Source organism: Ruegeria sp. SAZD013, assembly GCF_059612525.1.
This window is the reverse complement of the sequence record NZ_JBXWQT010000031.1, coordinates 18870-43651: the sequence shown is the minus strand read 5'-3', so window position 1 is coordinate 43651 and position 24782 is coordinate 18870. Positions and strand designations below refer to the sequence as shown.

The 24782-nt window shown below is 56.0% G+C and carries 26 protein-coding genes; 16 read left to right on the top strand and 10 right to left on the bottom strand.

The features are described from left to right. The first annotated feature begins 133 nt into the window (after positions 1-133). Together AC2FLU_RS16620 and AC2FLU_RS16615 are read left to right on the top strand one after the other, a co-directional pair. Positions 134-490: a LysR substrate-binding domain-containing protein gene (locus AC2FLU_RS16620; RefSeq protein ID WP_496715836.1), complete on the top strand. Its 357-nt coding sequence runs from the start codon at positions 134-136 to the stop codon at positions 488-490. Further along, the gene (locus tag AC2FLU_RS16615; RefSeq protein ID WP_496715837.1) at positions 468-851 is read left to right on the top strand and encodes a LysR substrate-binding domain-containing protein; all 384 of its coding nucleotides are present in this window, start codon (positions 468-470) and stop codon (positions 849-851) included. Before AC2FLU_RS16620 ends, AC2FLU_RS16615 begins: the two co-directional genes overlap by 23 nt. A 190-nt stretch (positions 852-1041) precedes the next feature. On the opposite strand, the gene AC2FLU_RS16610 is transcribed toward AC2FLU_RS16615, so the two are convergent. The 7 genes from AC2FLU_RS16610 to pobA form a co-directional block, all read right to left on the bottom strand. Further along, positions 1042-2103, bottom strand: a complete 1062-nt coding sequence (locus AC2FLU_RS16610; RefSeq protein ID WP_496715838.1) for a 3-carboxy-cis,cis-muconate cycloisomerase — start codon at positions 2101-2103, stop codon at positions 1042-1044. Between the two features lie 66 nt (positions 2104-2169). Beyond that, complete coding sequence (locus AC2FLU_RS16605) at positions 2170-2991, bottom strand: 3-oxoadipate:acetyl-CoA acetyltransferase (protein ID WP_496715839.1); 822 nt, start codon at positions 2989-2991, stop codon at positions 2170-2172. 48 nt (positions 2992-3039) lie between these two features. Beyond that, positions 3040-3657 carry a protocatechuate 3,4-dioxygenase subunit alpha gene (pcaG, locus tag AC2FLU_RS16600; RefSeq protein WP_496715840.1) on the bottom strand — a complete coding sequence of 206 codons (618 nt, stop codon included), beginning with the start codon at positions 3655-3657 and terminating at the stop codon, positions 3040-3042. Between the two features lie 2 nt (positions 3658-3659). Continuing rightward, positions 3660-4388, bottom strand: a complete 729-nt coding sequence (gene pcaH / locus AC2FLU_RS16595; RefSeq protein ID WP_480555681.1) for a protocatechuate 3,4-dioxygenase subunit beta — start codon at positions 4386-4388, stop codon at positions 3660-3662. Between the two features lie 52 nt (positions 4389-4440). Then, complete coding sequence (pcaC, locus tag AC2FLU_RS16590; RefSeq protein WP_480477645.1) at positions 4441-4818, bottom strand: 4-carboxymuconolactone decarboxylase; 378 nt, start codon at positions 4816-4818, stop codon at positions 4441-4443. Continuing rightward, a complete protein-coding gene (gene pcaD, locus AC2FLU_RS16585) occupies positions 4811-5599 on the bottom strand; it encodes a 3-oxoadipate enol-lactonase (RefSeq protein WP_496808876.1) in 789 nt (262 codons plus the stop codon). The genes pcaC and pcaD overlap by 8 nt, the downstream gene beginning before the upstream one ends. Continuing rightward, entirely contained in the window at positions 5599-6768 is a 1170-nt protein-coding gene (gene pobA / locus AC2FLU_RS16580) for a 4-hydroxybenzoate 3-monooxygenase (RefSeq protein ID WP_496715842.1), read from the bottom strand. Before pobA ends, pcaD begins: the two co-directional genes overlap by 1 nt. Positions 6769-6865: 97 nt before the next feature. On the opposite strand from pobA, the gene pcaQ reads away from it, so the two are divergent. The 9 genes from pcaQ (at position 6866) to AC2FLU_RS16535 (ending at position 16282) form a co-directional block, all read left to right on the top strand. Beyond that, a complete protein-coding gene (pcaQ, locus tag AC2FLU_RS16575; RefSeq protein ID WP_480520862.1) occupies positions 6866-7807 on the top strand; it encodes a pca operon transcription factor PcaQ in 942 nt (313 codons plus the stop codon). A gap of 44 nt (positions 7808-7851) precedes the next feature. Then, a complete protein-coding gene (locus AC2FLU_RS16570) occupies positions 7852-8559 on the top strand; it encodes a class II aldolase/adducin family protein (RefSeq protein WP_496808877.1) in 708 nt (235 codons plus the stop codon). Between the two features lie 197 nt (positions 8560-8756). Continuing rightward, positions 8757-9782, top strand: a complete 1026-nt coding sequence (locus AC2FLU_RS16565; protein ID WP_480560444.1) for a LacI family DNA-binding transcriptional regulator — start codon at positions 8757-8759, stop codon at positions 9780-9782. A 93-nt stretch (positions 9783-9875) separates the two neighbouring features. Next, on the top strand, positions 9876-11180 hold the full coding sequence (locus tag AC2FLU_RS16560; RefSeq protein ID WP_480477635.1) for an ABC transporter substrate-binding protein: 1305 nt from the start codon (positions 9876-9878) through the stop codon (positions 11178-11180). A gap of 106 nt (positions 11181-11286) precedes the next feature. Beyond that, positions 11287-12153 (top strand): carbohydrate ABC transporter permease, encoded by an 867-nt coding sequence (locus AC2FLU_RS16555; protein ID WP_480477633.1) that lies wholly within the window; start codon positions 11287-11289, stop codon positions 12151-12153. Between the two features lie 12 nt (positions 12154-12165). Beyond that, on the top strand, positions 12166-12996 hold the full coding sequence (locus AC2FLU_RS16550; RefSeq protein WP_480520854.1) for a carbohydrate ABC transporter permease: 831 nt from the start codon (positions 12166-12168) through the stop codon (positions 12994-12996). Between the two features lie 12 nt (positions 12997-13008). Further along, positions 13009-14013 carry an ABC transporter ATP-binding protein gene (locus AC2FLU_RS16545; RefSeq protein ID WP_480607256.1) on the top strand — a complete coding sequence of 335 codons (1005 nt, stop codon included), beginning with the start codon at positions 13009-13011 and terminating at the stop codon, positions 14011-14013. After that, positions 14010-14783 (top strand): L-iditol 2-dehydrogenase, encoded by a 774-nt coding sequence (locus AC2FLU_RS16540; protein ID WP_480520850.1) that lies wholly within the window; start codon positions 14010-14012, stop codon positions 14781-14783. The genes AC2FLU_RS16545 and AC2FLU_RS16540 overlap by 4 nt, the downstream gene beginning before the upstream one ends. Further along, positions 14783-16282 (top strand): mannitol dehydrogenase family protein, encoded by a 1500-nt coding sequence (locus AC2FLU_RS16535; RefSeq protein WP_496808878.1) that lies wholly within the window; start codon positions 14783-14785, stop codon positions 16280-16282. Before AC2FLU_RS16540 ends, AC2FLU_RS16535 begins: the two co-directional genes overlap by 1 nt. A gap of 107 nt (positions 16283-16389) precedes the next feature. Here AC2FLU_RS16535 and AC2FLU_RS16530 read toward each other — a convergent pair whose 3' ends face one another. Genes AC2FLU_RS16530 through AC2FLU_RS16520 form a run of 3 tightly spaced genes read right to left on the bottom strand, consistent with a single transcriptional unit; the run spans position 16390 to position 18950 of the window. Further along, positions 16390-16548: an EamA family transporter gene (locus AC2FLU_RS16530; RefSeq protein ID WP_480477623.1), complete on the bottom strand. Its 159-nt coding sequence runs from the start codon at positions 16546-16548 to the stop codon at positions 16390-16392. Positions 16549-16604: 56 nt separating this feature from the next. After that, the gene (gene argE, locus AC2FLU_RS16525) at positions 16605-17762 is read right to left on the bottom strand and encodes an acetylornithine deacetylase (protein WP_496808879.1); all 1158 of its coding nucleotides are present in this window, start codon (positions 17760-17762) and stop codon (positions 16605-16607) included. Between the two features lie 3 nt (positions 17763-17765). Then, positions 17766-18950 (bottom strand): M24 family metallopeptidase, encoded by a 1185-nt coding sequence (locus tag AC2FLU_RS16520; protein ID WP_496812052.1) that lies wholly within the window; start codon positions 18948-18950, stop codon positions 17766-17768. 492 nt (positions 18951-19442) lie between these two features. On the opposite strand from AC2FLU_RS16520, the gene AC2FLU_RS16515 reads away from it, so the two are divergent. From AC2FLU_RS16515 to AC2FLU_RS16495, 5 genes are all read left to right on the top strand, one after another. Then, the gene (locus tag AC2FLU_RS16515) at positions 19443-19817 is read left to right on the top strand and encodes a hypothetical protein (RefSeq protein WP_496716055.1); all 375 of its coding nucleotides are present in this window, start codon (positions 19443-19445) and stop codon (positions 19815-19817) included. A gap of 305 nt (positions 19818-20122) precedes the next feature. Beyond that, positions 20123-21706, top strand: coding sequence for an ABC transporter substrate-binding protein (locus AC2FLU_RS16510; protein WP_496716054.1), 1584 nt, complete (start codon positions 20123-20125; stop codon positions 21704-21706). A gap of 68 nt (positions 21707-21774) precedes the next feature. Further along, complete coding sequence (locus tag AC2FLU_RS16505; RefSeq protein ID WP_480520840.1) at positions 21775-22869, top strand: M24 family metallopeptidase; 1095 nt, start codon at positions 21775-21777, stop codon at positions 22867-22869. Then, positions 22869-23876 carry an ABC transporter permease subunit gene (locus AC2FLU_RS16500; protein WP_480477613.1) on the top strand — a complete coding sequence of 336 codons (1008 nt, stop codon included), beginning with the start codon at positions 22869-22871 and terminating at the stop codon, positions 23874-23876. Before AC2FLU_RS16505 ends, AC2FLU_RS16500 begins: the two co-directional genes overlap by 1 nt. Then, entirely contained in the window at positions 23876-24778 is a 903-nt protein-coding gene (locus AC2FLU_RS16495; RefSeq protein WP_480488831.1) for an ABC transporter permease subunit, read from the top strand. The genes AC2FLU_RS16500 and AC2FLU_RS16495 overlap by 1 nt, the downstream gene beginning before the upstream one ends. The last annotated feature ends 4 nt before the right edge of the window (positions 24779-24782 follow it).

Genomic DNA, 24782 nt, shown 5'->3' with positions numbered 1-24782 from the left:
CGCGCATAGCCGCATTTCTTCGCAATCCGCCTATTCCAGGCGACTTCAGGCCCTTTAGCATCTGTTTGACACTGAACTGTTGGACCGGTCGCGACGACCGTCAGGCCCGACCTATCAGCTCAGGTCCCTACAGGTGGAGCTTGAAGCAGCACTCGTCGGCCTCAACCGGCTTTCCGACGCTTTTGCGATCACGTCCGCTGAACCATTGCGGATATCCGCATTGCATTCGATCTCGGCCAACATCCTGCCTCGGGCGCTTGCCGCGTTCGGCGACACGCTGGCATCTCACGACTTGCGGCTGCGGTCGGCCAATCAGGAAACCTGCTTTCAGATGCTGATGACCGAAGAGGTCATGGTTGCCTTCTCCTACGAGGCTGAAACCCGCAGGCTAAACCCGCCAAAGGATCTGGTGCATCGCGCACTTGTCGGCAAGGACGGGTTCGTTCCCGTGGCAGCCGCGGGGGATGTTGCAGGAGTTTCAGGCGCGTAGCGAGCGGGACGAGGTGTTGCCGATCATCTGCTATCCATCCAACGTCTTTATGGGTGATCTCACCCGCTCGGTGCTGTTGCCGCAAATTCCGCAAAGGGTCTCGTTAAAGATCGTTTCGGGCCTGACCCAGACGATCGCCAAATGCATTGAGCACGGGCTGGGTGTCGGATGGCTGCCACGAAGTTCCATCGAAGACCAGTTAGCGAATGGAACCCTGGTCGAGCTTTCCGATCTCGGCTTTCCGACCGCCTTGATCGACCTGACCATGATGCGGCTCAAGACGCGCAGCTTTTCCCAGCCCGAAAAAGTGGTTGAGGCGATCTCTGCCGAAATATCGGCAATCTTTTCGCGGCAGGCCTGACGCCTGTTCGTTGCCGTCGGCGGTTTCGGCGGCCTTGTCGAAATCCGTCCGTTTCAGCAGTTCGCCCAACTGTCAGTGTAGTCAAGACGCCATCTCCACTGATGCTGACATATATAAGTTACTGCGGCAAAACCGGTGACGCCAAGTCGACGCACCGCCTGAGTAACGTCGGGCTCAGAGGCCAGTGCAGTCACTCCACGATGCCTATCCGTTCGATCTGTTGCACTAACGTACCACAGCTGATCAGGGCCTGCCCCGTTGCCAGGATCATCTGGGGCAGGATCATCCATTCTAGCGTCCAGGCAACGCCGGAACGTTCCTGCTCGTGCACCAGCGCCTGATGCATGCCCGACAGTTGGGTTGCGTTGAAACGAGCCAGTGCGACCAGCAGTTCCGCACGGACCGGGTTGCGCTTGTGAGGCATCGCCGAAGATCCGCCGCCACCTGTCAGCGAAACCTCGTCCACCCCTTGCTGGGCCATGAGCGACACGTCCTGACCAATCTTCCCCAGCGATCCGGTTATCAATGAAAGCCATGAGGCAAGTTCTGCAAGATTGTCCCGGCGGGTATGCCAGTTTGCATTGCAGCTGGCCAGGCCAAGCCTGTCGGCCATATGATCTGCGATTGCCTGTCCGGATCCGAGCATCCCAACGCGGTCGCCAACGGCGCCGCCAAGTTGCAGCACAAGCAATCTGGGCTGCAATTCGGTCAGGCGTTTCTGGTGATCGGCCAATGGCAACCGCCAGTTTCGCAGGCGCGTGGCAACCGAAATCTGCAATGCCGCCTGCATTCGGGTTCGCCCCATCATCACGTGTTCGCCATATGCCTGCTCCAGCGCCACAAGCGCATCTATCAGGTCTGAAAGACGGGCCGAAAACACCTCCAGAATGTCTTTGATTGACAGAACCAGAGCGTTGTCGACAACATCCTGCGACGTCATCCCCTTATGCAGCGCGACGTGGCAATGATCGGGCAATGCCGCTTTGAGTGACCGCACCAGCGAGGGCACCACCACGCCATCCAATGACGTCCCGTCGCGCAGCGCCTGCATGTCGGGACGGTGTTGTCGGATAAGTTTAGCCGCGGTATCCGCCACCTCTGTTGGTACCTTGCCGACCGCCGCCAAAGCCTCAGAATATGCGGCCTCGACGGACAGCATGTGTCTTAGCTGAGTCTCTGCGCCCAGCATCTCTGAGGTCTGCGGGTCCTCAAACAGCCCGCTGAGCCAGGGATGAGTGGAAAGCTGTTCCATCCTATATGTGGCCTTTGAATTGAAGCGGGCGGATATCAATCGTCATGGCGCCATTACTCCCTGCGCTCAAAGAGCCAAAATCTCGCGGGCCTGTTGCCAGGTGGCGACCGGACGTTCGTGCTTTGCGCATAACTCGGTCACGCGATTGACCAGCGCAGCATTCGAAGGCGCAAGCGTGTTTCGGTTCAGCCGGACATTGTCTTCCAAACCTGTCCGCGTGTGCCCGCCCGCAGCAACGGCCCATTCATTTACCACAATCTGGTTTGGACCGATCCCGGCGGCACACCATTCGGCATCCGGTGCGCGATCCTGCATGGATTTCACGTAAAAGTCGAACACGGCCCTGTCGACCGGCATCGCGTTTTTGACACCCATGACAAATTGAACATACAGCTTGCCATACAGCTTGCCTTCCTTGTGCAATCTGATCGCTTGCAGGATGTGGGACAGGTCAAACGCCTCGATCTCGGGTGTGACTTTGTATTTTTGCATTTCGGCTGACAGCCAGTCCACCAGGTCGGGTGGATTTTCGTACACCCGGGTGGGAAAGTTGTTCGACCCGACAGACAGCGACGCCATGTCAGGGGCCAGGGGCAGCATTCCGCCCCTGGCCTGACCGGCGCCTGACCGCCCACCAGTGGAAAACTGGATGATCATTCCGGGACAGTGTTTTTGCAAACCCTCTTTCAGGAGAGCGAATTTGTCGGGGTCGCTGCTGGGCGTCTGATCATCGTTGCGAACATGGGCGTGGACAATGCTGGCCCCGGCCTCGAACGCCTCTTGCGTGCTTTCGACCTGTTCCGCAACCGAGATCGGCACCGCGGGGTTGTTGTTTTTGGTAGGCAGGGAACCGGTGATGGCCACGCAGATGATGCAAGGTTTGGTCATGGTGACTTCCTGAAATGAGTGCCGCCTTGGGAAGGCAACACCAAGTAATCAGATATCAAAAAAGACGGTCTCATCTTCGCCTTGTATCTTGATATCGAAGCGATAGACAACTTGACCGTCCCGATTGGTGCGTTTGGCCAGCAGCGTTGCGCGGCGGCGTTCCCATTCGATGAGATTAAGGACCGGGTCCTTGCTGTTGGCCTCTTCCTCATCCTCGAAATAGATACGCGTATTCAGACCGACATTGATGCCCCGGGCTACAACCCAAAGGTTTATGTGAGGCGCTTGCTGGTCCACGTTTCGTCCCGGTGTCGGGCCGGGTTTGACTGTGTCGAACGCCCATTCGCCGGTTTCAAAATTGGTGATGACGCGTCCCCAGCCGCGAAAGCCGTCTTCGACATCGCAGCCGCCCTCAGGATGGGCATAGACGCCCCTGGCATTTGCCTGCCAAGCCTCAAGCAAGACATCCTTGATGGGCGATCCTGCCCCGTCCACGACCAGTCCTTCGACCCGAATACGCTCACCTTCGGCATTTGGTCCGGCTATATCCCAGCCCAGTTCCTGCCTGTAGATCTCAAATCCGGCAGCCCCAGGCGCCAGACCGATATGGACGTAAGGCCCGGCTGTTTGCGAGGGGGTTTCCTTTAGATAATCCAGCTGTTGCATCTTCAGTTCCCCTCCAGACGGTTTTCAAACAGGGTCGAGCGCCGACCGCGCAAGACCACGTCAAATTTATAGGCGATGGTATCCAGAGGGATCGTTGAATTCATATCGAGCCGCGAAATCAGGCGGCTGATCGCATCGGCATCAGGAATAGTTTTCACGATCGGACACCTGTTGATCAGCGGGTCACCTTCGAAATAGCATTGTGTGATCAGGCGCTGTGCAAAACCTGTTCCGAATATCGACATGTGGATATGGGCGGGACGCCAGCTGTTCACCCAATTGCGCCAGGGGTAGGCACCGGGTTTTACGGTGCGGAAGAAATAATACCCGTTTTCATCTGTCAGGGTGCGGCCACAACCACCGAAATTGGGATCGATCGGTGCCAGGTAGGTATCCTTCTTGTGGCGATAGCGCCCACCCGCATTCGCCTGCCAGATTTCCACCAACGTGTTTGGCACCGGACGTCCGTTTTCATCCTGCACCCTGCCGTGCAGAATAATTCGCTCGCCAATCGGGCTTTCACCGGGCTGCGCATAGTTCGAGATCAGGTCCTTATCCAGAGGATCAACATCGTTGTGGCCAAAAACCGGGCCGGTGACCTCACTGATCGAGTTTTGCAGCGAGATCAGCGAATATTGCGGTGAACGGGTCACGCTGGTCTTGTAGTCGGGCGTCAGTGCAGGTGGGTGCCACTCGCGGTCACGCTGGTAGAATTCACCTTGTTTCAACATTGTCGGATCACACTTCCTTTTTGTCTAACTGGGGTTTCTGCGCGTTTCCCATTCAGTCCTGTTCCATTTCGTCATACGTTTGTTTTGCCAGCCTGAGGGCCTGATTGGCGCGTGGTACGCCCGCGTAAATCGCGACGTGCTGAAACGCTTCAAGTACATCCTGCTTGCTGGCGCCGGTACGGGCTGTGGCGCGGATATGCATCGGGATTTCTTCGAAATTGCCCAACGCAGCCAGCAAAGCCAGCGTCAGCATGGATCTCTCACGGTCGCTGATCCCGTCCGAAGCCCAGACAGTGCCCCACGCGCCTTCGGTGATAAGCGTCTGAAATGGACCGTCCAGATCAGATTTGGCGGCTTCGGCACGATCCACATGGGCATCGCCCAGAATTCTGCGCCGCACTCGCATACCGGACGCGTATTTGTCACTCATTGCGGTTCTCCATCAGGAATGCGGACAAGTGTTCAGCATAGGTGGCGGGGGCTTCCACGCATGGCAGGTGCCCGGTGTTGGGTATTTCGGCATAGCGCGCCCCGGGGATCATAGCACAGGTCTGCCGGACCAGTTCGGGCGGGCAGGCGCGGTCATCTGATCCGGCGATGGCCAGAACTGGCAATCGCAGCGCCCAGGTCATGGATTCAAGATCAACATTTGAAATCGCGTTGCAGCATCCCAGGTACCCAGAAACAGGGGTACGCACCAGCATGTTGCGCCAAAGCAGCACGTTATCGGTTGCCCTGAAACCCGCTGCAAACCAACGGTCCAGAATTGCGTCAGCCACAGACTCGATGCCGGACGATCGGATTGCGCCCATCCGGTCACGCCACATCTGGGCCGTCCCCATTTTTGCGGCGGTGTTGGAAAGAACAAGGGCGCGGATCAGGTCTGGTCGGCGCGAAGCCAGCGCCTGACCGATCATGCCGCCAATCGACAGGCCGACAAACACCGTGTCGCGAACCCCGATATGTTCAAGCAACGCCTCGGCGTCATCTGTCAGCTCAGCCAAGCTGTAAAGTGCCTGAGGGCATTCCGACAGGCCGTGACCACGCAGATCGAACCGGATCAGGCGCAGCCCCTTGGGCAGCAAGGGCAAAACTTTGTCCCAAAGGCGCAGGTCAGTTCCCAGCGAGTTGGCAAACACCACAGGCGTGCCATCTGGATCGCCATCCTCACGCCAATGCAGGTGAATGTTATTCAGCGCCGCAATCTGCATCAGTAGGGCAGCCCGACGTAGTTTTGTGCAAACACCGATTGGGCCTCTTTGTTTTCGCGCAGGAAATCAATGTCAGCCTTCTGTATTTTCAGGTCAAAGCCGTTCTGTTCCGGAAAACGGTGCAACAGGTTGGTCGTGGACCAACTGAACCGCTCGGCTTTCCAAATTCGGGCCAACGCTTTTTCGGAATAGCGGTCGATGCCTTCGCTGTCGTGGTTTTTATAGAATTGCAGCAGGGCGTTGTGCAGATAGTGGATGTCGCTTGCCGCCGTGTTAAGCCCCTTGGCCCCGGTGGGGGGCACGATATGCGCGGCATCACCACACAGGAACAAACGGCCCCAGCGCATTGGTTCAGTCACGAAAGACCGCAGCGCCGCAATTGATTTTTCGACAGATGGCCCGGTGATCAGTGTCTCAGCATATTGCGCGGGAATCCTGCGTTTCAGCTCCTGCCAGAAGGCTTGATCAGTCCAGTCATCGGCACTGTCAGACAGCGAGCATTGAATGTAGTAACGGCTGAGGTTCTCATTGCGCATGGAACAAAGCGCAAAACCGCGTTCCGACCCGGCATAGATCAGTTCGTCATGGACCGGGGGAGTTTCGGACAAAACGCCCAGCCAGCCAAACGGATAGACCTTTTCATATTCCCGGCGCACGGTCAGCGGGATGGTTTGACGCGACACCCCATGAAACCCGTCGCACCCGGCGACAAAATCGCAATCAATCCGGTGTCCGGTCCCATCCGCTTGATACGTCACATAAGGTGCATCGCTGTCAGCCCCATGAATCTGAAGATCATCGACGTTAAAAGCAATCTTGCCGCCCATCGCATCGCGTACATCATACAGGTCGCGGGTTACTTCCGTTTGTCCGTAAACAACCACATGTTTGCCCGTCAGCTCTTTAAAGTTGATGCCGAATTCGATATCGCCATACGAGATCACTGTGCCGTCATGGACAAAACACTCCTTGTCCATCCGATCTGCTACACCGGCTTCGCGCATCAGCTCCACAAAACCGGTTTCCAGAATGCCAGCGCGAATGCGACCCAGAACATATTCCCTGGTTTTGCGCTCTAACACGATGGTGTCTATGCCGTTGCGGTGCAACAACTGGCTGAGCAAAAGACCTGAAGGTCCACCGCCGATGATCGCGACCTGAACGCGCATGTTGGCTCTCCTGATTTCGCGTGTCTAATAATTGAACGTCATTTCTCGATATGTAAAATGAGTTCTGCTTGGACTTAGTTGCTATAATTGGAAAGTTATGATAGATCGCCGCATCAAAGTTAGGCATATTCAATGTTTTATTGAGATATGTCGCGAGAAAAGCCTGAAAGTTGCGGCAGAGAAGCTGTTTCTCACGCAACCGGCGATATCCAAGACGCTTAAGGAGCTTGAGGATATTCTGGGCACTGTGCTGTTGTCCCGTAACCGGTCCGGTGTTTCTCTGACGCGGCAGGGCGAAGTGTTTCTGCATTTCGCCGAAATGTCGCTGGCCGCTTTGCAGCAGGGCTTTTCTGGTGTAGAGCAGATCGAAGCGCGCGGCAGGGCCAGTCTTCGGGTCGGGGTGCTGCCTTCGGTTGCGGCCCGTTTGATGCCAGCCGTTGCCACCGAGTTTTCCGAACTTGCGGGCAATGCCCGACTGAGCGTTTTCGACGGTCCACATGGCCATTTGATGGAGCGTCTTCGTCTGGGCGACCTGGAGCTTGTTATCGGGCGTTTGGGTCGCCCTGAAACCATGCAGGGCATTTCCTTTACCCAGCTTTACGAGGAGAAGGTCGTCTTCGTCGTGCACGCGGATCACCCGCTGCTGAAAGCCCCCGATCTCAGGCGGATTACCGAGTGGCAAGTGCTTTATCCACCTGAAGGATCGGCAATCCGGCCCTTGGTGGATCGCCTCATGATCGCGCATGGGATTGGTGAAATCGAAGATCGTCTGGAAACTGTCTCGGGTGCTTTCGGACGGGTGTATACCCGACAGACCGATGCGATCTGGATTATCTCGGCAGGGGTGGTCGCCAATGAAATCAGCGATGGCCACCTTGTAGCGCTGCCGTTTGATACGTCGATCACACGCGGGCCCGTTGGGCTGATGCGTCGGCCTGACCAGGTTCTGTCACCTCAGGCGCAGGTTTTCGGGTTGGCTTTGGACAATGCAATTGCGAGGTTGGGCTTGTCGCCTGATGGTGCGACCTCTGATAACTAAGGCTGGTCCATTCTGCCGGGGTGGCGCGAGGACAGGAGCACAAGATGGATGACAAGGAACGCAGAATCCGTGAGGCGATTATCGAGAAATGCCTTTTTCTGAATTCCAGTGGTCTTAGCCAGGGAACATCCGGCAATATCTCGGCCCGATACGAGAACCGGATGCTGATCACACCTTCGGCGACGCCATATGACAAGCTGACCCCCGAGATGATCGTCTCAAGGCCATTTGATGGAGACTATGGGAGTTGGGATGGCCCGCTCAAACCTTCGACCGAATGGCGGTTCCACTTCGACATCCTCAAGACCCGCCCCGATATGGGCGCTGTTGTCCATGCACATCCGACCTATTGCACGGCGCTGGCGATTGCACACAAAGAGATCCCGGCAGCGCATTACATGGTCGCGGCCTTCGGTGGTACTAATGTTCGCTGCGCACCCTATGCGCGCTTTGGAACGCCCGAGCTGTCGGAGCTGGCGATCGAAGCGCTGCAAGACCGAACCGCCTGTTTGCTTGGCAATCATGGGTCCATTGCCATGGGTGAGGACCTGGACAAGGCCATGTGGCGCGCGGTTGAGCTGGAAACCATTGCCCGGCAATATTACCTTTCCTTGGCCCTCGGTCCGGTAATCCTGACCGATGAACAGATTTCTGAAACGCTATCCGGTTTCGCTTCTTACGGCATTCATGACGACTACAAGGACGTCGCAGAAGGTACTGCCGGGAAGCAAAATGAGCCTGAACAGACCTGACGACCAAGGTGGTTGCGCTGGGGGTCGATATATTGGGCTCAAGTCCAAAACGCCGCGACTTGATCAGGAGGTTTTCGGCTGTTCGGCGTTGGCGTCACGCGTCTTACCGTTCGCGCGGATACGGCAGCCTATTGATTTATTGCCGCGCGTAAAGAAAATGTAAGGTCAAAGCAAAAGAATTCCGTAAGCGGGTAGGTATGGCAAAAATAAGAAATATGGAGGAGTTTGCGGCCCTCAGCGGGATTTCTCGGCCAACGGTTTCCAAATATTTCCACGACCCGGAAAGCGTTCGTTCCTCTACGCGGGCGCGTATCGAAGAAGCTTTGGAAAAGTTCGATTACCGCCCCAACATCTATGCGGTGAACCAGAACCGAAAGCTGACCAAGAATATCGGCATCGTTGTTCCCTATCTAGCCGATCCATTTTTTGCCGAGATGGCCAGATACCTTGAGCAGAGCTGTATTGCTGCCGGGTATCGTCCATCTCTTTTCAGCTCGCATGGTGAACAGAAGCTGGAGAATGAAATTCTCGATAGTTTGCGCTCTCTGAAACCGGCGGGAGTGCTGTTTGCCCCATTAGGGCGTGCCTCAGACCGCGCTTACATCGAGAAGTTTTGCGCCGAGGTGCCTACTGTTCTGTTTGACAGCAACCTTGAAGGGTTGGGCGCCGCATTTATTGGATCGGACAATTTCAGTTTTGTGTCCCAAACCGTGGAATACATGACCCGGACGGGTGAACCTCCGTCTTTCTTTGAAATGCGCACGCCAGCAAACCCAAACGCCAACAAGCGACGCAAGGCATATATAGAGGTTATGGAACGTCTGGGGTTCGAGCCCGATGTCATTAAAATTGATGGCGAAGGCTGGGCGTTTGAAGAGATTGGGCATCAAGGTGCTTTGAGAGTGTTGGAGAAAGGCGCTCTCAGGACGAACTCGGTTTTGTGCAGCAATGACCGTCTTGCGATCGGATTTCTGGCAGCCTGTTATGAGCAGGGGATTCGGGTTGGGCGAAAGGAAGATTGCTCACTCCGCGTCGCATCAAATGACGACCACCCCTTTGCAAGATTTACTTGTCCATCGCTGACAACAGCTGCGCATGATTATGACAACGTGGCTGGGCGCAGTGTGGATACCTTGTTTGAACTCATTGAAAGCGGGGGAAAATTTGACGATCGGACGGAAACTCTGTTTCCAGCACGGCTTGTCTTGAGGGAATCTGCATGAACTAAAATTTAACGCGCGTAAAGTTTATATTGACGCCGCGACAATTTATAAACTAGGGTCTCTGTACAGCATCCAAGCTCAGGGAGGACAGGGATGTATTTGAAGAACGCACTTCGTGCGGCGACTGCGTTGACTTTCGTCGTTACGGCAGCAGCCCAAGCGGAAACCATCACGATCGCGACCGTCAATAATGGTGACATGATCCGGATGCAGGGCTACACAGACAACTTCACCAATGCGACAGGCATTGATGTCGAATGGGTGACGTTGGAAGAAAACGTTTTGCGTCAGCGCGTCACGACCGACATCACCACCAAAGGCGGTCAGTTCGACATCATGACCATCGGCATGTACGAAACCCCGATCTGGGGTGCGAACGGCTGGCTGGTACCGCTGGACGGTTTGTCCGATGAATATGATGTTGGTGATCTGCTGCCTGCGATGGCAGGCGGGTTGAGCCATGATGGCACGCTTTATGCTGCGCCTTTTTATGGCGAAAGCTCGATGATCATGTACCGCACCGACCTGATGGAAAAGGCCGGTCTGGAAATGCCAGAAGCACCAACATGGCAATTCATCCGTGAAGCTGCGGCTGCCATGACTGATCGCGACAACGACATCAACGGCATCTGCCTGCGCGGTAAGGCGGGCTGGGGTGAAGGTGGTGCCTTTATCACCGTAACCGGCAATTCCTTCGGTGCGCGCTGGTTTGATGAAAACTGGAAGCCCCAGTTCGATCAGCCTGAGTGGAAAGAGGCGCTGACGTTCTTCGTCGACATGATGAGTGAATCCGGCCCGGCTGGCTATGCCACTAACGGTTTCAACGAGAACCTGTCTTTGTTCCAGCAAGGAAAGTGCGGCATGTGGATTGACGCCACCGTTGCCGCGTCTTTTGTGACAAATCCGGAAGACTCAACCGTAGCTGACAAAGTTGGCTTCGCACTTGCACCAAATTCTGAAGGCGTCGACAAGCACGCCAATTGGCTTTGGGCTTGGGCGCTGGCGATCCCGGCGGGAACTCAGCGGGAAGATGCGGCCAAGCAGTTCATCGAATGGGCAACCTCGAAAGACTACATCGAGTTGGTGGCTGAAAACGAAGGGTGGGCCAATGTGCCTCCGGGCGCGCGGACCTCGCTTTATGAGAATGACAACTACAAGGCAGTCCCATTCGCAAAAATGACCCTGGAATCGATCCTGAAGGCTGACCCGCAGAATTGCTGTGTGCAGCCGACGCCCTATACCGGTGTCCAATTCGTGGCCATTCCGGAATTTGCAGGGATTGCCACACAGGTAAGTCAGGAATTCTCGGCCGTTTATGCCGGGCAGCAAACAGTGGATGAGGCGCTTGCCAAAGCGCAGGCCTTCACAGCAGAAGAGATGGAAGCCGCAGGGTACTGAGGCAACCTTCCCAGCGGGGGGCAGATCTTCTGTCCCCTGCTCCCACTTCCACAATTCGTGTTTTTCTCGCAGGCTGTCTTACGCCTGAACAGAGAGGTCTTGCGCAATGGCAACTCAACATTCCAGATCAGTAGCACGCCTGATGATGGCACCCGCAGTGGTGCTGCTGCTTGGCTGGATGCTCGTGCCGCTGACGATGACCCTGTATTTTTCCTTCAAGAAGTATCTTCCCCTGCGGGGCGGTGATCTCGGATGGGTGGGTTTCGACAACTATATCCGATTTGTTTCGTCCAGTTCGTTCTGGCCCGCCGTTCAGGCAACGCTTGTCATTGTTCTCGGCGTGTTGGCGATTACGGTCATTCTGGGCATCCTGCTGGCGATGCTTTTAGATCAACCGATGTGGGGCCAGGGGGTGGTGCGCATCCTTGTCATTGCGCCATTCTTCGTTATGCCGACCGTTTCGGCTCTGGTCTGGAAAAACATGTTCATGGACCCGGTCAACGGGTTGCTGGCCCATCTGTGGCGCTTTTTTGGGGCTGAACCGGTCTCGTGGTTGTCCGAAGCTTCAATGACCTCAATTGTCATGATCGTGTCGTGGCAATGGCTGCCATTTGCGACACTGATCCTTTTGACCGCAATCCAGTCGCTGGACAGTGAGCAACTGGAAGCTGCTGAAATGGACGGCGCTCCGCCGCTCAAGCGGTTCTACCACATCATTCTGCCGCACCTTAGCCGTGCAATCACAATCGTAATCCTGATCCAGACAATCTTTCTGCTTTCGATCTTTGCCGAGATTTTCGTCACCACAGGTGGCGCGTTCGGCACCCGTACACTCACCTACCTGATCTTCCAGCGCGTTTTGGAAAGCCAGAATATCGGTCTCGGATCAGCCGGAGGTGTCTATGCAATCATTCTCGCCAATATCGTTGCGGTCTTCCTGATGCGCATTGTCGGCAAGAACCTGGACGCGTGAGGAGATAAAACCATGGCCCGCACCGTCACAATCCAACGCAAGTCGGTGAACACAGCCCTGGCTTGGGCCGTCGGTCTGCTGATCTTTTTCCCGATCCTCTGGACGATCCTGACCAGCTTCAAAACCGAAGCGCAGGCCATTGCGAGCCCGCCACTGTTCCTGAACTTTGACTGGACGCTTGAGAACTATGCTGTCGTACAGGAACGCTCGAATTACATGCGTTTCCTTTGGAACTCGGTCATCATTGCAGGTGGGTCAACCCTGTTGGGTGTGATCATTGCCGTACCGGCAGCATGGGCAATGGCGTTTGTTCCTTCGAAACGTACAAAGGACATTCTGCTTTGGATGCTCTCTACCAAGATGTTGCCGGCAGTCGGTGTCCTTTACCCGATCTACCTGCTGTTCATCCGTCTGGGGCTGCTTGATACACGAGGTGGATTGGTCGTCGTGTTGATGCTGATCAACTTGCCGATCATCGTCTGGATGCTCTACACCTACTTCCGTGAAATTCCCGGTGAAATCCTTGAAGCCGCACGGATGGACGGGGCGACACTGAAAGAGGAAATCCTGCACATCCTGACACCCATGGCTGTTCCGGGCATCGCTTCGACTGTTTTGCTGAACTTCATTCTTGCCTGGAACGAGGCGTTCTGGACCCTCAACCTGACAGCCGTTGACGCGGCCCCGCTGACCGCATTTATCGCCAGCTATTCCAGCCCCGAGGGCCTGTTCTTTGCCAAGCTCAGCGCGGCTTCGACAATGGCGATTGCACCGATCCTGATCCTTGGCTGGTTTAGCCAGAAACAACTTGTCCGCGGCCTGACTTTTGGCGCTGTGAAATAAGGAAAACTTATCATGGGACGTATTCAACTCAGGTCCGTGACCAAAAGCTTTGGCGACGTACAGGTTATCCCGCCACTGGATCTGACCATCGAAGACGGAGAGTTCACGGTGTTCGTCGGGCCATCGGGTTGCGGCAAGTCCACTTTGCTGCGTCTGATTGCGGGGTTGGAGGACATCACGTCAGGTTCCATCGACATTGACGGGGCCGACGCGACAAACGTACCACCCGCAAAACGCGGTCTGGCGATGGTGTTCCAGTCCTATGCCTTGTATCCGCACATGTCCGTTCGCAAGAACATCGCCTTTCCCTTGCGCATGGCAAAACTGGATCAGGCCGAAATCGACAAACGTGTGAAAGGGGCCGCGCAGGTTCTGAACCTGACCGACTATCTGGATCGCCGCCCCGGCCAGCTGTCCGGTGGCCAGCGTCAGCGCGTTGCTATCGGGCGTGCCATTGTCCGTGAACCCGCAGCGTTCTTGTTCGATGAGCCGCTGTCCAACCTGGACGCTGCGCTGCGCGTTGGCATGCGGTTGGAGATCAGCGAGTTGCACGAACGGCTGGCGACCACCATGATCTATGTGACCCATGATCAGGTTGAAGCAATGACGATGGCCGACAAGATCGTCGTGCTTCAGGCTGGTGTGATCGAGCAGGTCGGAAGCCCGCTGGACCTGTATCGTACGCCACGAAACCTTTTTGTCGCCGGGTTCATCGGTTCGCCCAGGATGAACTTTATCGAAGGCGAAGAAGCTGCAAAACACGGCGCACATACAATCGGCATCCGCCCCGAACATATTGCTGTGTCCGAGAGCGACGGAACCTGGAGCGGTGTTGTAGGCGTGTCCGAGCATCTTGGATCAGATACGTTTTTCCACATACATGAAACCGGTCTGGCGGAAACAATCACGGTGCGAGCAGACGGAGAGGTTGGATTTAGGCATGGCGACCGCATCTACCTGACACCACGTGCCGACGTGCTTCATCGTTTTGACGCGCAAGGGCTGCGGATCGAATGAAGCGACTGGACGGAAAAACCGCGCTTATCACTGGTGCTGCGCGTGGAATCGGGCTGGCCTTCGCAAAAGCTTACGTCGCCGAAGGTGCGCGTGTGGCCATTGCCGACATAGATTTCGCGCGGGCGCAATCCGCAGCCTCGGAAATCGGTGACGCTGCAATGGCGGTCGAAATGAATGTTGTTGATCAGGACAGCATCGACATTGCTGTTGCGCGCGCAGTGGATCAGTTCGGCCAGATTGACATTCTGATCAACAATGCTGCCGTTTTCTCAGCAGCGCCAATCATCGAAATCGACCGCTCCGATTACCAGCGCGTTTTTGATATCAATGTTTCGGGCACCTTGTTTACAATGCAGACCGTTGCGCGGCACATGATCGACGCCAATGTCAAAGGCCGGATCATAAATCTGGCCTCACAGGCTGGTCGGCGTGGCGAACCTTTGGTCGCCGTTTACTGCGCCAGCAAGGCTGCCGTAATATCTTTGACGCAGTCAGCGGGGCTCAATCTGATCGCTCACGGGATAAATGTGAATGCGATCTCACCCGGTGTTGTTGATGGAGAGCATTGGGACGGCGTCGACGCCTTCTTTGCGAAGTACGAAAATAAAAAACCGGGGCAGAAGAAGCGTGAAGTTGCATCAGCGGTACCGTTCGGCCGTATGGGACGGGCCGAGGATTTAACCGGGATGGCGGTGTTTTTGGCGTCTGATGAAGCGGAATACATCGTGGCCCAGACTTACAATGTCGATGGCGGAAACTGGATGAGCTGATGACCCCTTTGGCGGACATAACACCGGTAGAGCTGTGCCTCGAACGCCTCGGATCGCTTCCTGCGGATGTCAAAATACCCGGATACCGGCGTGAAGACCTGACCCCTGGAATTGTTCATATTGGGCTTGGGAATTTTCACCGTGCGCATCAGGCGTGGTACATCCACAGGCTGATGCAAAAAGGGCAGGCCCTGGACTGGGCGATCATCGGGGCGGGCGTTCGGGCTTATGACGCGGACATGCGCGAAAAGCTGATTGGGCAGGACTGTCTGACAACTTTGATCGAGCTTGACCCGTCCGGTGTTTCGGCCGAAGTCATCGGTCCGTTGATGGACTATCTGCCCATTGAACCCGAAAATGCGCCTCTGATCCGGAAAATGTCCGATCCCGCCATTCGGATCGTGTCCCTTACCGTAACGGAAGGTGGCTATTTTCTGGATGCCAAGTCGGGTGTTTTCGACGTGGATCACGATGATATTCGACACGACGTGCAAAACCCGCAACAGCCTCGCACGGTCTTTGGTGCCATTGTGGCGGCACTTGGCAATCGCCGTGCCGCCGGGCATCTGCCCTTTACGGCATTAAGTTGTGACAACCTTCAGGGCAACGGTACTATCTTGCGCAACTGTGTTGTTGAACTGGCGCGCCGGACGGACCCTGATCTTGCGGATTGGATCGATCAGAACGGGGCGTTTCCGAATTCAATGGTGGATTGCATTGTTCCCGCCACCTCTGATCAAGTTCGGTCGCAGGCTCGAGCCCTAGGAATTGAAGACTGCGTTCCGGTGTCACACGAGAATTTCCGCCAATGGGTGATTGAGGATGATTTCTGCGCCGGGCGGCCAATGTTGGAGAATGTCGGCGTTACGATCACCAAGGACGTACACGCATATGAAACACTGAAACTGCGTATTCTGAACGGCGGGCACCAGATTCTGGCGAATGTGGGCGAGGTTCTGAACATCCCCACAATCTCGGACTGCATGAACGACCGGGAAATTTCGGCATTCTTCCTGAAAGTCCAGACCGAAGAAATTCTTCCTCATGCCAGTGCGGTTCCTAGGATGACACCGGAACAGTATCTGGATCTGGTTAAACGCAGATTTTCGAATACAGCTATTCACGATACCACGCGACGCGTGGCCTTTGATGGGTCTGCACGCCACCCCGGTTTCCTGCTTCCGTCCATTCGCGATGCTCTGGCCTCGGGTACATCTGTCACTGGGCTGGCACTGGTTGAAGCTTTCTGGTGCCGGATGTGCGCCGGTCTGCGTGAGGATGGATCAGAGATTGCGCCCAATGATCCCATCTGGAGCGATTTGCAGAGTGCGGCCCTTGCCGCCAGGGGACGGCCCGAAAAGTGGCTTGAGGTAGCAAACCTGTACGGAAGTACTGGCCGTGAAGCCCAGTTTGCAGAATCCTTCACACGCTGGTTGCCACGGATCTGGCAGCACGGATGCCGGTCGACGATCAAAAGCTATGTGAATGCGCTTTCCTGACGGTTGTGATCTCGGTTCAGGTGGTTTCTATCGTTTCGCTGGTCATGGTGATGGGAAATATCACGACAAAAAAGAATGAGTATTGCACTGTGCTAGCCGGTACCGGGTCATTTCGAGTGATCACGCGGCAGGGCAGGGCGGAACACCGCCAGCAGCGGCAGAAGACACAGAACAGCCAGACCATAACGGATCGCAAGCATGGTCATCGGTTCCACATAGGGCAGCCCCATCTTGGCAAAACTGTAGCCACCCGCCCAGAACAGCACGAACAGACCGGTGCACCCAACCAGAATATCGATACCGCGCGGACCAAGGTCATCATCTACTCCAGCTTCGAAGATAACCGCCGAAGCATATCAAGGCACTGGGCCATCTGTTCGACCGAGACGTATTCATCCGGTTTATGCGCCTGATCGATTGATCCGGGACCGCAAACAACGACGTTCATCCCCAACTGCTGGAATATCCCGGCCTCGGTACCGAAGGGTACAACGTCGGCTCCGTTTGCCCCTGTCAGTTCCATCACAAGGTCACGCGCCTCGTTGTCGTCCATTGGTTCTAGCCCGTCGACCTCACCGATAATTTCGGTCTTGATACCAGCATCGGGGTGAATAGCCTGCATTGCCGGGATCAGGGTTTGCGCGCAAAACCGGTGCAGTTCGTCTTTGACGTAATCCGCATCCGCCTTTTGCACTGGTCGCATCTCCCAATCGACCCGCGCCTTACCGGGGATCACATTATGGGCCACCCCGCCCACCAACGTACCGGTATTTATTGTCGTCCATGGTGGGTCGAACGGGCTGTTTGCCGGTGCTCTCCTTTGCAAATCAGCCTTCAGCGTCAACAGTTTCGAGACGTATTGCACCGCGTATTCGACGGCGTTTACACCGCGCTCGGGGGCCGAGCCATGGCCTTCGAACCCGGTAAAATGCGCTGTATATTCATAGCAGCCCTTATGGCCCTCGATGATGCGCATCGAGGTGGGCTCGCCAATGATGACCACAGCGGGTTTGATCGCTTTCTTCCGCAGGGTCTTGGCCAAAGCCTGCGCGCCAAAACAGCCGATTTCTTCATCATATGTAAAGGCGAAATGCAATGGGCGCTGAAGATCCAGCTTTGCGTAATACGGGGCCATGACGACTGCCGCCGCGATAAACCCTTTCATATCGCAGGTGCCGCGACCAAACCACTTGCCGTCCCGCTCCTCCATCACGAATGGGTCCGAGGACCAGTCCTGATCCGTAACAGGCACCACATCGGAATGGCCTGATAGGACGATACCACCGTCGCGCTTGGGGCCCAATGAGGCAAAAAGATTGGCTTTGGTGCCGGTTTCGTCATGCCATATTTCCACCTCTGCACCGCAATCGCTCAACCGGTCCGCGAGGTGCTTGATCATGTCCAGGTTACTGTCTGACGAAACCGTGGGGAAGCTGATCAGTTCGCCCAGCAGGGTCTTGGCGTCTTCGAGGGTGCTCAAGGCTTAGTCTTTCACAAAGAGCTTTCGCTCGATATTGCATAGGGCTTCGGCGGGGCCGTTTTCAGTGATAAGAATGGTTTCCGTGGTCTCAAGGCCCCAGCTGTCCATCCACAACGCAGGCATGAAATGGAAAACCATGCCCGGTTGCAGAATGGTCTCGTCTTCGGCGCGGATCGACGCTGTCCGTTCGCCCCAATCTGGCGGATAGCTCAAACCGATAGGGTATCCCATGCGCCCCTCCCGTTCGATTCCGTGACGGGCAAGAACCTTAAGAAAAGCGTTTGCAATGTCGCTGGTCCGATTGCCAGCCCGGGCAGCCTCTAGACCCGCAGCTATCCCTTCGATCTGTGCGTGTTCCGCGTCCCGCATTTCCGGCGGCGGAGTGCCAAGATAAACCGTGCGGCAAAGCGGAGCGTGGTAGCGCCGATAGCAGCCTGACAGTTCGAAAAATGTTGCTTCACCCTTCTTCATCGGTGCGCCATTCCATGTCAGGTGCGCGGCTGTGGCATCCAGCCCTGAGGGTGTCAAAGGGACAATGGCTGGGTAATCCCCCCAATCATCCTCAACCCCGGTAATCCCGGCATGAAAGATATCTGCGACAAGGTCGTTCTTGCGCACTCCCACTGCAGCGCGATCAATGGCCGTTTGGATTACTTTTTCCGAAATCCGGGCCGCCTTGCGAATAAAGACAATTTCTTCTTCCGACTTGATTAGACGCTGCCAGTTTACCAGTGCCGTCGCATCCACCAGCGTCGCTTCGGGCAATTCCGTGCCCAAAACCTCGTGTGCCTTTGCGGAATAGTAATAGTTCTCCATCTCAACGCCGATGCGGGTTGTACCCAGCCCGAGCGCGCGAATGTGGCCCGCCAGATCCTGCATGGGATGGCGTATGGTTGATTGGACGTAGTGGTCTGCATAGCCGCGAATGTTGTCCTTGGACATCCAGCAAGTGCGCAACCCACCCAATGCATCCATCTGGCGTCCCCACCAAATCGGCTCACCTTCCATGCCGAGCAATACGCCCTGATGCACATAAAAGGACCAACCATCATAGCCAGTCAGCCAAGCCTGGTTCGAAGGGTCGGTGACAAACAGTAGCTCTAGCCCCGCTTTTTCCATAGCGCTTCGGGTCTTGGCGATCCTGCGGTCATATTCCGCTTGGCTGAAAGGGGCGTGTTCAATTGGCATGGCATCCTCGGAGGCTGAATCTGACATGTACTTGAGCGCAATCTTACCAATTTGTACACAAATGAACTTGTGAGCGATACCTGAACCGCGACTCCTTTTAGAAACCAATGGATTATCTGATGGGGCGATCCCGGTATGGGAACAAAGTAGCCGCACTCAGCATCGAAGGACGCCGTAGAATGGAGCGCTGGATGCACGCGAAGGTCCCAGTTCAGCGGATAGCGCGCATCCGGAACCGCGCCAAAAGCCATGAGTCACCGAGGGTCACGAATAGCTCTTCAGACCTCATCTGATCGCGGTATTCACGGGTCTCTCGGCTATGTGTGCGGTTTTATGCTGCGCCAGAGCGAGGATCGGCATTTCTCCGCTGGATATGATTGCAAGATGGCAACGGTGGCGCCTGATTTCGTGGGTGGCATGGTGCGGGAGGTAGTTGTCCTGAGGCACAGTGAAGGCTCGCTGCCAAACCCCAGATGTCCAAGGACTCAACCAATGTTACACACTGCGCCCGCCTGTCGAGAGGCGGCCCCTTGTTTCGATGCATGTCGATCCAGCGCGCTCGACACCAACGGCACTCTCAATTCAACGTGTGCCGCGTCCCCCGTGGTGAACGAGGCAGAGTGTCAGAGCCTGCGCAACTCGACCGGTCAGGGGAATGCGCGCAATCTTTGGGGAATGGGTGCGTGGGGTGTGTTGGTGATAGTCCAAATCGCCGCATACGCCGCCATGTTCTATGGCGTGTTGGTTATGCATATCTCGCTGCTTCCTTACGTATTTCTGGTCACACTGACAGTCTTATTCTGGCTGGGTTACGATTGCATTCGCGATATGCGCAAGGATACTTCCTCAGCTACCGGTCAGAGATAGCTATCCATTCTTACCAAAATGACTTTGGGTCAACGAGAGTCGATATCTGTGGCCAAACTGCCGGAACCTGTGAAATGTTAGTGTCGCCCTTCGCGATTTCCTAGGGGCAGGGCGCTTTCAGGTTCATGACACACCCTTTCAACGGGGCATCATTCACGAAAGTCAGTGACAGAGCCGGTTGACAACAGGTTTTGTATTTTGGATACATTTGTCAGGGATATCGCAACGACCTGTATTGTCACTGAACGCTCTGACGACAAAGAGCCATGCGATTGTCTTGCCAAGTCCATTTCTGGGAGAAAATCATGAAACTCAATCTTCTGGCCGCAACCACGGCAATAGCCCTGTCGGGTGCCGTGGCACAGGCAAATACCCTGGTGTATTGTTCCGAAGGTTCACCCGAGGGGTTCGACCCTGCACTGTTTACCGCAGGAACAACCTTTGATGCCTCGTCGCATCCTATTTATAACCGGTTGCTGGAATTCGAAACCGGTACAACCAACGTGATCCCCGGTCTGGCTGAAAGTGTCGAGGCCAGTGATGATGGCCTGGAATACACCTTCAAGCTGCGCCAGGGTGTCAAATTCCATTCGAATGATGAATTCACCCCGACCCGCGATTTCAACGCCGATGACGTAATCTTCTCGTTCATGCGCCAAAAGGACGAGAACCACCCCTATAACCAAGTGTCTGGCGGCACGTGGGAATACTTCCAGGGTATGGGGATGCCGGATCTGGTCTCTTCTATCGAAAAGATTGATGACTACACGGTGAAGTTCACCCTGTCCAAGCCAGAGGCGCCTTTTGTTGCGAATATGGCGATGGATTTTGCATCGATCATGTCAGCCGAATATGGCGATGCCATGATGGCTGCCGGCACGCCTGAGAAACTGAATACCGCGCCCATCGGGACCGGGCCTTTCTCGTTCGTGGCCTATCAGAAAGACGCGGTGATCCGCTATGCCGCCAATGGCGATTATTGGAAGGAACCGGCGCAGGTCGAAAACCTGATCTTTGCCATTACGCCGGACGCGTCTGTTCGCTACCAGAAGCTGAAAGCTGGCGAGTGCCATGTGATGCCTTACCCGAACCCGGCTGACATTCAGGCGATGAAGGATGATGCAGACATCAACATGATGGAGCAGGAAGGGCTGAACGTCGGGTATCTTGCCTACAACACCACGATGGCGCCGTTCGACAACCCCAAGGTTCGCAAGGCGTTGAACATGGCGATCGACAAGCAGGCGATCATCGACGTGGTTTTCCAGGGCTCGGGCCAGGCTGCCAAGAACCCGATCCCGCCAACCATGTGGGGCTATAACGACGCTATTGTGGACGATGCCTATGATCCCGAAGCGGCCAAGGCCATGCTTGAGGCCGAAGGCGTCTCGGACCTGTCGATGAAGGTCTGGGCGATGCCGGTTCAGCGCCCCTATAACCCCAATGCCCGCCGCATGGCCGAGCTGATTCAGGCCGATTTTGCCAAGGTTGGTGTGGGCGTCGAAATCGTTTCGTACGAATGGGGCGAATACCTGTCACGCTCGAAAGAACTGAACCGCGACGGTGCTGTTCTGCTGGGCTGGACCGGGGATAACGGCGATCCGGACAACTTCCTGGCCGTTCTGCTGGGCTGTGACGGTGTCGAAGCATCGAACCGCGCGCAATGGTGCCACCAGCCGTTCGAGGATCTGATCCTGAAAGCCAAGCAAAGCACCGATCAGGCCGAGCGGACCAAACTGTATGAAGAAGCGCAGGTCGTGTTTAAAGAGCAGGCCCCATGGGCAACCATTGCTCACTCGGTTGTATTCATGCCGATGAGCAACAAGGTGCAAGGTTACAAAGTGCACCCGCTGGGCGGCCACATCTTCTATGGTGTGAGCGTCGAGTAAGCCACCACTCACTCACCGGAGCCGCCTGTTTGGCGGCTCCGGCTTTCTTATTGAGGAGGTCGGCCTGAATGCCGGATCTGTCCGAATATCGTCAACTGGCACGGGACATGTCAGTCGACGCTGTTGCTCTTGTACCTGGCCCGAATTTCACCCGCGCTTTGGGAAAAGCTTTCATGAGCCACGAACGGCCCTTCGTGGTTGTTGTCCCGCCTGAGGGACAGGCCGCAGCGATTGTGCCCAATCTGGAACTGGCCTCATGGGATCTTGTCGGATTCGAGGGCGCTGTTTTCGATTGGCGCGATCAGACCGGTTATGACGATGCGTTTACCGCATTGGCCGCACAAATGCCGATCCGCTCGCTTGCGGTGGAAGGTCAGGTGATGCGGGTTTTCGTCTCTGCGGCGTTCACCCGTGCTTTGCCGGGCTTACGGATCGTCGACGGTGAACGCGAAATCTCGGGCCTGCGCATAATCAAGACCGATGAAGACATTGCTGCGATGCAGGCGGCCATCGATATCTCGGAACGTGCTCTGGGTCGTGTGATTGCAGATGTGCGTGTCGGCCAGACCGAAAAACAGATCGAGCAAGCCCTGATACAGGCGCTGTTTGCAGAAGGGGCCGAGTCACTGGCGTTTTCACCCATCGTAGCGGCTGGCGACAATTCGGCACGGCCGCATGGGAAAGCGCGCAACGACTACCAGATCAGGGCAGGCGACGCGTTACTGTTCGATTTCGGTGCCCGCAAAGATGGTTTCGCCGCCGACATTACGCGAACCTTCTTTGTTCAGGACGTGTCGGACGAGGGCAGGGAAGTCTACGACACCGTTCTGCGCGCCAACAAAGCCGGGTTCGAAGCCTGCCGCCCTGGTGTAGCGGCCCATGACATAGACGATGCGGTCATAAGCGTGCTCGAGGCCTCGCCATTTGCGGATCGTATTCGCACCAAAACGGGTCACGGGTTGGGTCGGGATGTGCATGAGGCACCTTATATCATGCGTGGGAATCATCAGAAAATCCTGCCGGGTATGGTCTGGACGAATGAACCAGGTCTGTATGCGCTCGAAAGTTTTGGCGTTCGCATCGAAGATGATGTGCTTGTCACTGAGGATGGCTGCCGGTCGCTGACCCATTTCCCCAAAGAGCTTACAATCATAGGTCGCTGATGTTTGGTTACTTACTCACCCGCATTGGCCTGTTCGTCCCGACCTTTCTGGGCGTGACGTTGATTTCATTCATGTTTATCCGGGTGCTACCGGGTGATCCGATCATCGTCATGGCCGGCGAGCGCGGCATGACTGAAGAACGCTACCAGGAAATGGTAGAAAAGCTGGGTTTCGACAAACCGGTGTTGCAGCAATACTGGGAATACCTTGCCGGAGTTTTGCAGGGCGATCTCGGCGAAAGCTTTGTCACAAAAAAACCGGTCTGGGAGGAGTTCTTTTCGCTGTTCCCCGCGACAATGGAACTTTCGCTCTGCGCCATGATCTTCGCCATCGCATTGGGTCTGCCTGCCGGTGTGATTGCGGCGGTAAACCGGGGGAAGTTTTTTGACAGGGCACTGATGTCTTCGGCATTGGTCGGATATTCGATGCCCATCTTCTGGTGGGCGCTGCTGCTGATCATCGTGTTTTCGGGCAATCTTGGCTGGACACCGGTGTCCGGCCGGATCGACCTGCTTTATTACTTCCCAAGTGTCACTGGCTTTATGCTGATCGACAGTCTTTTGTCCGGGCAGGAAGGCGCATTCGGGTCGGCCGTTCGTCATCTGATCCTTCCGACGATTGTGCTGGGTACTATTCCGCTGGCAGTGATCGCGCGTCAGACCCGGTCGGCGATGCTGGAGGTTCTGGGCGAGGATTACATCCGCACCGCACGTGCCAAAGGGTTGTCGCCGACCCGGGTAAACGGGCTGCATGCGCTACGTAACGCGCTGATACCGGTTGTCACGGTGATCGGGTTGTCGGTTGGTACGTTGCTGGCGGGGGCAATTCTTACTGAAACCATCTTCAGCTGGCCGGGCATCGGCAAGTGGATGGTCGACAGTATTTTCCGCAGGGATTACCCGGTGGTGCAAGGGGGTTTGCTGATGATCGCGGTGATCGTGATGCTGGTGAACCTGCTGGTCGATGTTTTGTACGGCATCATCAACCCCAAAATCCGGAGACGATGATGACCGAGCTTTCGTCGAACCAACCAATGGCCGAAAATCGTCCCAGCGCACTGCGAGAGTTCTGGTACTATTTCAGCGAAAACCGCGGTGCCGTGATCGGGTTGTGGGTTTTTGCCGCCTTTGTGTTCTGTGCGGCCTTTGCCCCTTTGTTGGCCCCCTATGATCCGACCGAACAGTTCCGGGACCATATCCTGCAACCCCCTGCCTGGCAGGAAGGCGGAAGCTGGGCCTTCCCGTTGGGCACCGATCCATTGGGCAGGGATATGCTGTCGCGGCTGATCATGGGTTCACGCTATTCCTTCTTTGTGGGGATCGTTGTGGTCTGTGTTGCCGTAACGGGCGGCGTAATGGTCGGCCTTCTGTCGGGTTTTGCGCCCAAATGGGTTGATACGTTGATTATGCGGGTGATGGACATCGTCCTGGCTTTCCCGTCTCTGCTGCTCGCCCTTGTTCTGGTCGCCATTCTGGGCCCATCACTGACCAATGCGATGATTGCTATCGCCATCGTGTTTCAACCGCATTACGTGCGCCTGACCCGCGCGTCGGTTCTGGCGGAACGGCAGAAAGACTATGTGACCTCGGCTCGTGTGGCCGGTGCTGGCAAGTCGCGGCTGATGTTCATCACGGTATTGCCCAACTGTCTGGCGCCAATCATCGTTCAGGCGGCCCTGTCTTTTTCGACTGCCATTCTGGACGCGGCGGCCCTTGGGTTTCTGGGCATGGGCGCGCAGCCCCCCACACCAGAATGGGGCACCATGCTGGCTGAAGCGCGCGAGTTCATCCTGCGCGCATGGTGGGTTGTAACCTTCCCCGGTCTCGCGATTCTGGTCACCGTGCTTGCCATCAATCTGATGGGTGACGGGTTGCGGGATGCGCTGGACCCGAAACTGAAACGGAGCTGATCGC